A 13007-nucleotide genomic window follows, 5' to 3' on the forward strand; every position below is an offset into this window, starting at 1 on the left:
TACAAAACCGGAAGTTCCAGTGTATCAAAAATATTACGCATAAAGTCAGACGTTGCCTGCTTTTTTCAGGATGCTGAACAGGCTGATGTACAATTTCCAGTGTTGTAACCAGGTAATAAAATTGCAGTCTTAGCTTTGCAACTACAGAAGCAGAATTCCCATTGGAGAAAGTTATATCAAAATTATTGAAAATCCCACATTCCATATGATGCGGGATCAGGAGTAGTCATACCGCTGAATGCGGCCGCTAACCGCCATTCTGGAAATAAAAACTCCCTTTCGGGAGCTTTCGTGTTTGAAATTATTTATTCATCGTGACCGTACATCTTGTTGTAGAGGTCCATAAATTTTTCCTTTACGGCTTTCCGTTTCAGTTTCAGAGTGGGGGTCAGCAAACCATCATCTATGGACCAAACCAGAGGCGTGAGTTCAAAGCGTTTGATTTGTTCCCAACTGCCGAGTTTGGTGTTCAGATAGTCAATTTCTTTCCCAATGCGCTCTTTCAGCTCTTTGCTCCCAACAATTTCCTCGGGCGTAGAACCTACGTGAAGCTTATGGCGCTCTGCCCAGTTCTTTACAAAATTAAAATCCGGCTGTACCAGGGCGCACGGCATTTTTTCACCATCGCCCACCACCATAATCTGTTCAATGAATTTTGATGCTTTAGCTTGATTTTCAATAACCTGTGGAGCAATGTATTTTCCGCCGCTGGTCTTGAACATTTCTTTCTTGCGGTCGGTAATTTTCAAAAATCCTTCGTTGTCTATGTGGCCAATGTCGCCGGTCCTGAAATAACCGTCTTCGGTAAATGCTTCGCTGGTCATTTCTTCATTTTTAAAATAACCCTTGAATACAGAAGGTCCTTTTACGGTGATTTCTCCGTCTTCCTGAATTTTCACGTCCAGATTGTCCAGCGGATGACCTACGGTGCCCACTTTCATGCGGTCCACAGAATTTACAGAAATTACGGGTGAGGTTTCCGTGAGTCCGTAGCCTTCCAGAATCGGAATTCCTGCATTCTGAAACATCTTGTTCAGGCGTTCAGAAAGCGCTGCCGAACCGGACACCAGGGTCACAATGTTTCCGCCAAGACCATCTCTCCATTTAGAGAAAACCAGTTTGTCTGCAATGATTTCTGACAGGGTAGAAGGTTTCCCGATTTTTGTTTTTTTCTTGTTAATGCCCAGTGCCCAGAGGAAAATTTTGGTTTTCAGTCCGCCGCTGCTGGTACCTTTGTCGTAGATCTTATCATAAACTTTCTCTATCAGTCGCGGTACCACACTCATATAATGAGGTTTCACTTCTTTCACATTTTCGCCCATTTTCTCTATGCTTTCGGCAAAATAAATACTGAAACCATTAAACTGAAACAGATAAAAAAGCATCCGTTCAAAAATATGGCAGATGGGCAGGAAACTCAGCACTTTTACATCCTTATAATCCAGTCCGCGGCGCCGCGGTATGCGGTGGTCTGATGCCAGTACGTTCGATACAATATTCTGATGAGTGAGCATCACACCTTTGGGTTTTCCCGTGGTTCCGGAAGTGTAGATGATGGTGGCGAGATCTTCCGAATTGATGGTTTTCATGAGATCCTCCACCTCATTCTGTGTGGCCGGATTTTCGCCCAGATCCACAACTTCCTGCCAATTGGCCGCCCCTTCTATACTGTCAAACGTGAACACTCCCTGCAGTGATTCTACTTCAGGCTTGGCCAGGTTTACTTTTTCCAGTAGATCACGGTCTGATACAAAGCAATATTTCACCTCTGCATTATTGAAAATGTAAACGTAATCTGTAGCAGAAATGGAAGGGTACACCGGCACGCTGATGGCACCGATCTGTGAAATTCCCAGATCCATCACCGCCCATTCTGTACGGGTAGCAGTGGTAATGAGGGCAATTTTATCACCGGGTTTGATTCCCAGTTTCAGCAATCCCCGCGAGACTTTATTGCCCAGGTTGATGTATTCCAGTGATGAGGTTTTCTTCCATTCACCATGGTATTTGGTTACAAACATATCGTCCAGCGGAAATTTTGCGTGGGCGTGGTGGGCTATATCAAATAATCTTTTAATGGCCATAAGCGGAAGTTATATATTTACTATTGGTTAACGAAAAGTAAATATATAATTAATTAATTATTTCTCCAAGTGCAAAAGTTATTTTCGTCATTGTATCAAAATCCGTAAATTCGCAGGCAAAGAAAAATCGATTATGAACTTTAATTTATCAGAAGAACATCTAATGATACAGCAGGCTGCGAGAGATTTCGCACAGGCTGAACTTTTACCGGGGGTAATTGAAAGAGATAATGAACAGAAGTTTCCGCATGAGCAGGTAAGGAAAATGGGCGAACTGGGCTTCCTGGGAATGATGGTAGATCCGCAGTACGGCGGCGCCGGTATGGACAGCATTTCCTATGTGCTGGCTATGGAAGAAATTGCAAAAGTAGATGCTTCTGCAGCCGTCGTAATGTCTGTGAACAACTCACTGGTGTGCGCCGGACTGGAAAAATACTGTAACGAAGAACAAAAACAAAAATACCTGAAGCCACTGGCCAGCGGTGAAGTGATTGGAGCCTTTGCACTTTCTGAGCCGGAAGCCGGTTCTGATGCCACCTCACAGAAAACAACCGCAGTAGATATGGGCGACCATTACCTGCTGAACGGTACCAAAAACTGGATTACAAACGGTGGAAATGCAGCATACTATATCGTGATTGCACAAACCGATCCCGAGAAAAAACATAAGGGAATCAACGCTTTCATCGTAGAAAAAGGTTGGGAAGGTTTTGAAATAGGACCGAAAGAAGATAAACTGGGAATCCGCGGGAGTGATACCCATTCACTGCTGTTCACAGATGTGAAAGTTCCCAAGGAAAACAGAATCGGGGAAGATGGTTTCGGGTTCAACTTTGCCATGGGCGTACTGAACGGCGGACGTATCGGGATTGCCTCCCAGGCATTGGGAATCGCCTCCGGAGCTTATGAACTGGCACTGAAATATGCCAAAGAAAGAAAAGCTTTCGGTACAGAAATTATTAACCATCAGGCGATTGCATTCAAACTGGCCGATATGGCTACGCAGATTACGGCTGCCAGAATGCTGTGCTTTAAAGCGGCTGCCGAAAAAGATCAGGGACTGGATATCTCCGAAAGTGGTGCAATGGCAAAACTGTACTCCTCTCAGGTAGCCATGGATACTACCATAGAGGCCGTTCAGATTCATGGCGGATACGGATATGTGAAAGAATACCACGTAGAACGTATGATGCGTGATGCGAAGATTACCCAGATCTATGAAGGAACTTCTGAAATCCAGAAAATTGTGATTTCCAGAAGCATTTCAAAAAAATAATTCAATTTCACCTTAAAAAAACAATGGCCATGGCAGATTATCCTATAGACGAAAAGAAAGGCATCTTCAGAAGTTTTCTTTTCTGGCTGATGCTCGTGGTACTACTTTTTGCCGGAATCTTCATCTGGTACAAATACTATTTCGTGTTTGGCGAAGGCGTGAAGTCCGGGTATCTGAACTATGCAGTGAAGAAGGGCTATGTCTTCAAAACCTATGAAGGAAAACTGATTCAGGAAGGCTTTGGCCGGGGAAAAACCGGCAGCATTACCAGTTACGAGTTTGAATTTTCGGTGGAAGATCCGGAAATCTTCAAACAGTTGGAGGAGAACAGTGGCAAACAGTTTGATCTGCATTATAAAGAATACAACGGCGCCATACCGTGGCGGGGCAACACCCGGTACATTGTAGATAAGGTGGTAAATATGAAATAAATCCAAAATCCTTTCAGTTTCTTGAAAGGATTTTTTAATTTAGAGCCTGTTTAACGGGGGACACACCGACAATTTTAAACAAAATAATGAATAGAATATTATGAAAGAATATTTTCTGAAACGGGAAGGCATTATACGGTTGCTTTCTCTGGGTGCTGTAGCCGTATCGGTCTTTATGAAAGATGTAGAACTGAAAATTGCCCTGCTCACCCTGGGCATTGGCGGACTGATTGCTGTTTCGTATTTTAAAGGTCAGAAAATACAGCTTATCCTGTACATTGTTTTGCTGATTGTGGGCCTGGCAGGCTTCTGGTTTGTGCAAAACGGCAGCCTGGTCCTGAAAAATCCTTAAGGTAATCACGACCGCAAATCATACCTAATTACTAAAATAATCATGAGAAAATTATCTGTTTTGATGATACTGATTTGTTCAGTCACCGCTGCACAGCAGGTTCCGGTACTGGACAACGCTACGGCCGCGGCTCTGGCAGAAAAGCCTTTGCACTGCATCAGTCAGGAGTATCCCAATAAAACCGCTCATGTGATCAATGGGGCTGCAGACGCGGTGATGTCTCCCCGTGAGTTGCATCCCAGTTTTTATGGTTGTTTCGACTGGCATTCGTCGGTGCATGGCCACTGGATGCTGGTGCGGCTGCTGAAAACGCATCCCGGACTGGAGAAAGCAGAAGAGATTTTCGAATTGTTAAGCCATTCTTTTTCACCCGAAAAAATTAAGGCTGAAGCGGCCTACTTCACCCGCTTTCAGATTGCCCAGAATTTTGAGCGGACCTATGGCTGGGCATGGTTGCTGAAACTGGACGAAGAACTGGTCACGTGGAACCATCCGCAGGCCAAAATCTGGCACCGGAATCTGAAGTCGCTCACCGATGAAATTCTGAGGCTGTGGAAAAACTACCTGCCTAATCAAACCTACCCGAACCGTACCGGAGTTCATCCCAATTCAGCATTTGCACTGGCATTTGCGCTGGACTGGGCGCGTGCTGTGGGCGATAAGGCGTTTGAAAAGCAGCTCAGTGATAAAGCCCGAACGTTTTATCTGAATGACCGGAAGACCCCGGCATATCTGGAGCCGGATGGCAGTGATTTTTTCTCGCCCAGCCTTCAGATAGCAGATTTAATGCGCCGGGTACTGCCACAGGCCGAATTTCAGAAATGGCTGACCCGTTTCTACACCCGGCAAAGTCTGGATAATCTGGACTTGATGCCCGTCATCAGTGATATCAATGACTATCAGACGGTGCATTTGGTAGGTTTGTCGCTTACCCGCGCGTGGTGCATGAAGGGCGTTGCGGCCGCACTCCCGGCAAATCACAAATTGAGGAAACGGTTTACGGCCTCTGCCGACCGGTTTCTAGCTCATGCGTTGCCGCTGGTGTTTCAGGGCAATTACGGCGGTGACCACTGGCTGGCCAGTTTCGCTGTGTACGCTCTGTCTGATGGGGAGTGAAGTTTGGCTGATTGATGATGGGCTATTCCCTCTTAATTGATGGTGATTTTAGCAAAAAATTATGTTTATATTTGACTTATAACTAAAAAAGGTCAACCTGCTTTAGAGCACGAATAACATTGTACATATAAAAGTTTTTTGTAAAAATGATAGACCTTGACATAAGTTTCGATTTTAGAAATGATAGCGTTTGTGGTGACCCCGATTCTGATAGTCCAAAACTATATGAAATGCATAAGTATTTGTGGAGTAAGAGGCTTCCTTCAGAACAATCATTTTCATTTTAAACTTTCAAAATTGGCGGTAAATATGGTAGAATCGTATTAAAAAACAATTTAACCGATAATTTATCAAGCGACAGAATGTGTCCACATTTCGTTGGGAAATATAAAGGTCGATATGATGATTGGTTGTCTGAAGAAGAAAAAGAACAATTTAAACATATTGTGAGAACAATTGGAGGACACATCGTTTTTCCTGCACACAAAAAAAATGGATTTACAATAAATCAAGCCAGAGGTGTGAACAAAAAAATATGTGATCGGTTCGATTTGACTTTAGAGTGTATAAGACTTTTTTATATTGGAGAGCAAAGTCCATTGTATGATGCGATTTTAAGATATGAGAACTTCTTTTATTTATTCAAAGATTTCAAAAATTACATTAAATTTTTTCTTCTTCAGGATTTTGTCGATGAAAATTATCAGATCATATTTTGTTTGCCATTTGAAAATTTTGAGCGATCTCCTTTACCACAAAATATTGAAGAATACAAAGCTTATAAATCAAACACCATAAACTTAATACTTAAAAGAAATAGCCGCATATTAAACGCTTTCCATGACCATTCTGATGAGGTTCTTCTTTTAGTAAAAGAAAATGAGGTGAAATAAAGATAATTGCGTTGCCCTTTTTTATCTTTGATTACTACAAAACTGTAAAACGCAAGATCACCATGACCAGAAACACCACCATTGCGGGCAGATTAAGAGAGGTATTCCTGAACGGGCACTGGATTGCCGCGACCAATTACAGGGAGCAGTTACAAAGCGTAAACTGGCAGCAGGCCACACAAAAAGTGGGCGATCTGAACACGATTGCAGCGCTCACTTTCCACATCAACTATTACCTGGCCGGACTTTTAAGCGCTTTTGAAACCGGAAAACTCGAAATCAGGGACCGGTACAGTTTTGATCTTCCACCAATTACCTCGGAAGCGGATTGGAATCATTTGGTAACTACATTGTTAGATAACGCAGAAAAGTTTGCTCAGACCGTTCAGCAAATGGACGATGCTGTTTTTGATCAGCCATTTATTGATGAGAAATACGGAACCTTTTTGCGGAATATAGAAGGCGTCATAGAACACAGCTATTATCACCTGGGGCAAATTTCCTTAATCCGGAAATTAATTGCAGAGGGTGAGGGGTAAGCAAGACTAATGAAAAAAATCCATGTCACCCTACCTCGGCCGGTACTTTTCATACGGATCTTCAGGCGGGGAGTCCTGCTGATCGGGTTCGGGGTTCTGCGCATCGGTTTGCGGCGACGCTTCCTGCTGCTTGTGAGTTTCCTGTGATGGAGTTTCCACGGTTGGGAAACGCTCCTGCGTAACGGTTGTTGCTGCTTTTTTCCGCCGGTTTCTGCGAACCAGATACCAGATGAGGAGCAGAATCAGCAATACTGGCCAGAAGGGGAGCAGCGCCAGAAAAATCTTTTCCAGCACGTCAAATCCTTTCATAAACGCGGAGCCATAACTGCTTTCTTCTTTTTGGATGCCTTGTGCACCGTCGGTCTGCATGCTTTCTGCTCCGGCTGCTATGCGGTTTTCGGTGAGCGTGATTTGCAGATCTGACATTTGGCCGGGAACCGGATCAGTACCGCTGGAAATGACACTGCGCATGGTGAGTTGACCCAGCATTCCCGGCAACTCACGGGTGGCAATGTCCACAGATGAGGTGGGAATGCGTGCGCGGATGATTTGCTTCCGGAAGCCGTTTTCTTCGCCGAAGTTCTCTGAAATAATCTGTCCGCCATACCTGCGGATTTCTGATTCCAGCAGATTTTTTGACGGATTCAGATCGGTGACAGAAATGCTGAGTTCAGCCGTTTTGACCAGTGGTTGCACCTTTCGTTCGGCTTGTGCCGTGGGTTCAGATAGTGGCTGTTGCTCTGTGGGAGCAGTTTCTGGTGCAGATGGTGTCTGAGGGGTTTCGCTGCGCGTGGTTGCAGACGATACCTTTTCCAGGGTTTTGGAAATGGCCGAGAGAATTTCTGAAGGCTTATTGCTCCGGTTAATGATCTGCCCCGCCGAATCTACTGTTTTGATGAGGTCTGTGTTTTTTTCAATCTCGCTTTTGGCCTTCTGCAATACCGCATTCACAGAATCCAGCGTGTAGGCATTCTCCTGAATAGCCTTTTCCACCGTTTTTTTTGTTTTTTCGATATGCGGAGCCACCACTTTGTTGAACTTTGCGGTGTCATTTACGATTTTGGAAATAGAATCCAGGGTTTTCAGGCCGCTGTTGGCTTTGGTAAAAAGGCTGTCGGCGGTTTTTATGGTGTCTGAAGTCTGCTTCAGTTCGGTTTTTGAACACGAAACGGTCAGCATGATCATCAAAATATATACGACTAAGTTTTTCATTGTACAGGTATTTCTCCGGGGATTCTGCAAAATATATTCCTTAAAACAGAAAAGCGTTCCGGTTTTCATCAAAATGCTGAAAATGAGCAATCTGCAGTTGATGTTTCAAATGGGTGAGGGCCGGATGTCCCGCCGCCTGTCAGGAAATGCCTACCTCTACAGAATAAAATGCAAATAATGCAGTTATAACAGTGAAGTTTTTCCCGGAAATATATTTTTTAAATGGAATCCGGCCGTTTCAGGCTTTTTAGAATCTGAGACGGGGCTACAAACAAAAAAGAAGTGAGCAAAGTGATGATGGTAAACATGCCCGCGAAGTCCAGAATTTGCAGGAAAACGCTGTGTGGAGCAGGATCGCTGTCCACTGCATAGCCAATTATCGTGATGATAAAAGAAACCGCAAGAATTGTGAGTATTTTCTTCTTCATTTTGTGTAATTTTATCTGGTGAAACCAGTTCGGAAATATCAGACCCTACAGAATACAGTTAATCAGTTGAAAAATTAACCCGTCCAAATGTGGCCATGATGATTCCGGTACAAAGTAAACAAAAATTCCGGAAATTACTCACGATAACTCACGTAATTGAGAAAATAAGTATAGATTTGTAATTAAAACGCAAATATCATGACACCAAAACTAAACACCAAAGAAACTCAGAAACCCGCACGCAAAGTGACCTCGGGTCCTATTAGAGAGAAAGCACGGACCATGAATAAATTGGTTGCCTCTGTGGGCAAAGTGCTCAAGAAAAAAGGCTACGCCGGACTCAATGTGGCGTCCATTTGTAAGGAAGCCGGGGTAGACCGCAGGCTGGTTTACACCTATTTCGGGGGACTGAATAACCTTATTGAAACCTATATCGTTCAGAAGGATTATTGGGTTTCTTCGGCTAAGGATATTGCGGTAAATCTGGTGGAGAATAAAGAAGCGCCAACCAGTGAAGATGCCGCCGCCCTGCTCCGCGGACAGTTTGAAGCGGTCTATGATGACAAGGTGCTGCAGAGATTAATCCACTGGGAACTGGGAGAAGATAATAAAATTCTGCGCAAAATTTCTGACGAACGGGAACAATTGGGCGAAGAACTTTTTAAACTGATTGAACCGTCGTTTGAAAATTCAGAAATAGACCTGCGGGCCGTCATCGCACTGCAGGTGGGCGGTCTGTACTATCTGGCACTTCATGCGCAGTCTAATGGCAGTTTGTTCTGTGGCATAGACGTGCTGCAGCCGGAAGGTAAACAACGGATTGAGAATGCACTGAATAAAATCATGGAAATGTGCTATGATGAAATCCCAAAAAAGAAAAAATAAAAATACATAAAACGCTCAGATCTTCTGAGCAACCTGAAAGCGGTTTTCTACAGAAAGCCGCTTTTTTTGTTTTTATTTAAATATAATTCATTCGTATGAGAATAAATGTATATATTTGTTTGGCTTTATGTGAAATAATTGAGGATTAGAATAACGGTGTGTGGCGGCAGCCGCCCAACCGAGCTGATGAAGGCATTTGGAACAGCATATTTTTTTAACCTTTTAATATTCTTTTATGAAGAAAATCTATTCTTTATTTTTGATGACATCTGTTGGATTGTCGGCCGGGTTGCAGGCACAGACCACCAGATACGTAAAACAGAATGCCACCGGATCCGGAGCCTCATGGCAGGATGCCTCCGGTGATTTGCAGCTGATGATTAATGCGTCGGTTGCCGGGGACAAGGTCTACGTAGCCGAAGGAACCTATCTTGCGGCACACAAAGCCAGCAATGATGTGTTCCAGTGGCTTACCAATAACCCGCGCGGCACCACCAATGATAAAGCCAAAACTTTTGTACTGAAAGAAGGGGTGGCCGTATATGGCGGATTTTCTGCTACCGCGCCGGTGACCGATTTGTCCCTGCGGGATTTTGACCAGCATGTGAGCCTGATTACCACCGATGTGCTGGGAGATGATGCCGGCTTTGATTTCCCGGCCAGCTATATAGATAATCATTATCACGCTGTAGTGGCCGCAGGACTTACCGCAGAAACCATATTTGACGGATTCTCCATCACAGGCGGAACCCATTCGACGGCCGATGACTATGATTATATCGTGATCAATGGTGTGCAGGTGCAACAGGGCATGGGTGGAGGACTGGCCATTGTGGAAGCCAATGTGAAGATGGAAAACATCAGAATCTTCCAGACCGGTAAGCCCATTTATATGAAAACCTCTACTGCGTCCATGAAAAACATTTCCATCACCAACAGTTACTATCAGTTCGAAGTAAACGGCTCTGTTCTATCCTTGGAAAACCTGAATTTCTCAGATAATCTTGGAAACTTAAGACTGGATTCTGATTATACTTTACCTATTGAAACCGTTGTAAATTTGAAAAACGCCACTTTTGCCAGAAATACTGCCGGTGCCATCAGAATCTGGCGCGATGCTCAGAAAGCCGCTACCCTGAATATGGATAAAGTTGCATTTTTGGGAAATCAGGCTCCAAGCTATGGTATTATTCAGAATAATGGAGGTCATTTAAGAATGAGCAATATAGTAGCTATGGGAAATACTTCCGGAAATCAGTCAGGGTTTTTGCGGTTGAATACGCTCAACCAGAGCATCATTACCCATGTGGAAATTGTGAACAGTACCATTGTGAGCAATTATAACAATTACGACTGGCAAACAGGTACGGGAGCATTGTCCGGCTTAACGGCTACCAATGCCCATGTACAAATTGTAAACTCAATCATCTGGGGCAATAAGCGGGCCGGAAATTATGTAAATATGCTGGGTACCGGAAATCCCAACCTGGTGGTGAGCAACAGCATCATTCAGGATGCGTATGATGCCGGCGGGGTATGGAATGCTGATTATGGGGTAGATGGCGGCGGCAATTCCGGAGCCATGCCGGCATTCACGCAATACATTCCGATGGGTACTACGGCTTTTTCAAACGGTGACCTGTCACTGCAGCCCAACAGTGCCGGGATTAATGCAGGCAGCAATACGCTGTACAATACCATTATTGGTGATCCTTCCAATGATTTTGACCTTGCTGGAAATGTCCGTCTCATGGGCAGCACGATTGATATGGGTGCTTACGAATTTTTGGAGGCTCTTTCTGTTACAGAAACGCCGGGGAAAAACACACTGGTGGTTTATCCCAATCCGGCAAGTGATAAAATTTACATTTCCGGAGCAGATGTACCTGTATCCTTTGAGATGTACAATATGGCGGGTCAGCGCGTGCTGTGGGGCAAGACCGATGCGAGAAACCGTGAAATCAACGTCGGATTCCTGCGTACAGGCACTTATGTACTGAAAGTAGAAAACAAAACCGGAACCTGGACACAGAAAATAATTAAGAAGTAATTTTTGTCGGTTTTAATTTAATAAAGAAAGGCGATTCCATTTTTTGGAGTCGCCTTTTGATTTTCACGAAAACAGAGCATTCTACTGCGAAAACTCACTGATAAAATGCAGTTTCACATTCGGGAATTTTTCCTGAGTCATGTGAATGGTAAACGATGAATCTGCCAGAAATACCAGTTGGTCAAATTTATCCCGGGCCAGGAAACGTTGTTTCAGCCTGGCAAATTCTTTAAATTCGTCAGATTTTTCATCGGCCTCTATCCAGCAGGCTTTATGTATGGAAAGCGGTTCGTAGGTGCATTTGGCTCCATATTCGTGCTCCAGACGGTACTGAATCACCTCATACTGCAGCGCCCCCACCGTCCCGATGATTTTCCGGCCGTTCATTTCCAGTGTGAAGAGCTGTGCCACACCTTCATCCATCAATTGATCAATTCCTTTGGCCAGTTGTTTCGCTTTCAGGGGATCGTCATTGTTAATGTAACGGAAATGTTCCGGAGAGAAGCTTGGTACGCCTTTGAAGGATAATTTTTCGCCGGAGGTAAGCGTATCCCCGATGCGGAAATTTCCGGTGTCGTGCAATCCTACAATATCTCCCGGGAAACTTTCATCCACCACTTCTTTTTTATCGGCAAAAAATGCGTTGGGAGATGAAAACTTCATTTTTTTATTTTCGCGCACCAGCAGGTAATTTTCATTGCGCTTAAAGGTGCCGCTTACAATCTTCACAAATGCCAGTCGGTCCCGGTGTTTGGGGTCCATATTGGCGTGGATTTTAAAAACAAATCCGGTGAAGTTTTTTTCTTCCGGTTTCACCAGGCGAACGTCGGACTCTGTGGGTTGAGGCATTGGCGCAATTTCAATAAAAGCATCCAGTAGTTCCCGGACGCCGAAATTATTCAGCGCCGATCCGAAAAATACCGGCTGAAGATTTCCGTCCATATAATCCTGCCGGTTGAATTCCGGATACACCGTTTCTACCAGTTCCAGTTCGTCCCGAAGGGTTGCAGCGGCTTTCGGACCAATCATGTCATCAATATTCGCTTCGTTGATGTCTGAAACTTTTACAGATTCGCCTACTTTCTGCTTCTTTTCTTCCAGGAAAAACTCAATATTCTTTTCCCAGATGTTATAAATTCCCTGAAAGTCGCTTCCCATACCAATAGGCAGTGAAAGCGGAGTTACGGTAAGTCCCAGTTTCTGTTCTACTTCATCCAGCAAATCAAAGGCATCTTTCCCCTCGCGGTCCAATTTGTTGATGAAGACCAGCATGGGAATGTTCCGCATGCGGCACACCTGAACCAGTTTTTCGGTCTGTTCTTCCACCCCTTTGGCCACATCAATGACCACAATCACAGAATCTACTGCAGTGAGCGTGCGGAACGTGTCTTCGGCAAAATCCTTGTGTCCGGGCGTGTCCAGAATGTTGATTTTGAATCCTTTATATTCAAAGGCAAGTACAGAAGTGGCTACGGAAATTCCTCTTTGTCTTTCAATTTCCATAAAGTCAGATGTAGCCCCTTTTTTTATTTTGTTTGATTTTACCGCTCCCGCTTCCTGAATGGCGCCCCCGAAAAGAAGGAGCTTCTCCGTAAGCGTGGTTTTACCGGCATCGGGGTGAGAGATAATCCCGAAGGTTTTTCTTTTCTGAATTTCTTTAAGTAAATCTGACATAGTGAAAATTATGGGTGCAAAAATCGGGATTTTCTATGACATGTGAAAATACTATATTTGTGCAAAT

Annotated in this window: 11 protein-coding genes and 1 pseudogene; 8 read left to right on the forward strand and 4 right to left on the reverse strand. The window is 44.2% G+C overall.

All coding sequences use genetic code 11. From position 1 onward, the window contains the following. Positions 1–305 precede the first annotated feature (305 nt). Complete coding sequence (locus tag LKO26_RS11050) at positions 306–2084, reverse strand: AMP-dependent synthetase/ligase (RefSeq protein WP_227587925.1); 1779 nt, start codon at positions 2082–2084, stop codon at positions 306–308. 133 nt (positions 2085–2217) lie between these two features. Here LKO26_RS11050 and LKO26_RS11055 point away from each other — a divergent pair, with 133 nt between their 5' ends. The 6 genes and pseudogenes from LKO26_RS11055 (at position 2218) to LKO26_RS11080 (ending at position 6691) form a co-directional block, all read left to right on the forward strand. Further along, positions 2218–3360 carry an acyl-CoA dehydrogenase gene (locus LKO26_RS11055; protein ID WP_227587926.1) on the forward strand — a complete coding sequence of 381 codons (1143 nt, stop codon included), beginning with the start codon at positions 2218–2220 and terminating at the stop codon, positions 3358–3360. Between the two features lie 89 nt (positions 3361–3449). Beyond that, positions 3450–3791: a hypothetical protein gene (locus tag LKO26_RS11060; protein ID WP_227588203.1), complete on the forward strand. Its 342-nt coding sequence runs from the start codon at positions 3450–3452 to the stop codon at positions 3789–3791. 100 nt (positions 3792–3891) lie between these two features. Continuing rightward, positions 3892–4143, forward strand: coding sequence for a hypothetical protein (locus LKO26_RS11065; protein WP_227587927.1), 252 nt, complete (start codon positions 3892–3894; stop codon positions 4141–4143). Between the two features lie 42 nt (positions 4144–4185). Next, on the forward strand, positions 4186–5259 hold the full coding sequence (locus LKO26_RS11070; protein WP_227587928.1) for a DUF2891 domain-containing protein: 1074 nt from the start codon (positions 4186–4188) through the stop codon (positions 5257–5259). A gap of 146 nt (positions 5260–5405) precedes the next feature. Beyond that, positions 5406–6152: pseudogene (locus LKO26_RS12820) on the forward strand (DUF6994 family protein). Between the two features lie 62 nt (positions 6153–6214). After that, the gene (locus LKO26_RS11080) at positions 6215–6691 is read left to right on the forward strand and encodes a DinB family protein (RefSeq protein WP_227587930.1); all 477 of its coding nucleotides are present in this window, start codon (positions 6215–6217) and stop codon (positions 6689–6691) included. A gap of 30 nt (positions 6692–6721) precedes the next feature. Here LKO26_RS11080 and LKO26_RS11085 read toward each other — a convergent pair whose 3' ends face one another. Both LKO26_RS11085 and LKO26_RS11090 read right to left on the reverse strand, forming a co-directional pair. Continuing rightward, a complete protein-coding gene (locus LKO26_RS11085) occupies positions 6722–7903 on the reverse strand; it encodes a DUF4349 domain-containing protein (RefSeq protein ID WP_227587931.1) in 1182 nt (393 codons plus the stop codon). A 218-nt stretch (positions 7904–8121) separates the two neighbouring features. Then, positions 8122–8331, reverse strand: coding sequence for a hypothetical protein (locus tag LKO26_RS11090; RefSeq protein ID WP_227587932.1), 210 nt, complete (start codon positions 8329–8331; stop codon positions 8122–8124). 198 nt (positions 8332–8529) lie between these two features. Here LKO26_RS11090 and LKO26_RS11095 point away from each other — a divergent pair, with 198 nt between their 5' ends. Beyond that, complete coding sequence (locus tag LKO26_RS11095; RefSeq protein WP_227587933.1) at positions 8530–9216, forward strand: TetR/AcrR family transcriptional regulator; 687 nt, start codon at positions 8530–8532, stop codon at positions 9214–9216. 235 nt (positions 9217–9451) lie between these two features. Further along, positions 9452–11266: a T9SS type A sorting domain-containing protein gene (locus LKO26_RS11100; RefSeq protein WP_227587935.1), complete on the forward strand. Its 1815-nt coding sequence runs from the start codon at positions 9452–9454 to the stop codon at positions 11264–11266. An 81-nt stretch (positions 11267–11347) separates the two neighbouring features. Here the strand turns inward: LKO26_RS11100 and LKO26_RS11105 are convergent, their stop codons facing one another. Then, positions 11348–12940 (reverse strand): peptide chain release factor 3, encoded by a 1593-nt coding sequence (locus LKO26_RS11105; protein WP_227587936.1) that lies wholly within the window; start codon positions 12938–12940, stop codon positions 11348–11350. Positions 12941–13007: the final 67 nt, after the last annotated feature.

This window comes from Chryseobacterium sp. MFBS3-17, from assembly GCF_020687745.1.
In the GTDB taxonomy this organism is placed as follows: Bacteria; Bacteroidota; Bacteroidia; order Flavobacteriales; family Weeksellaceae; genus Marnyiella.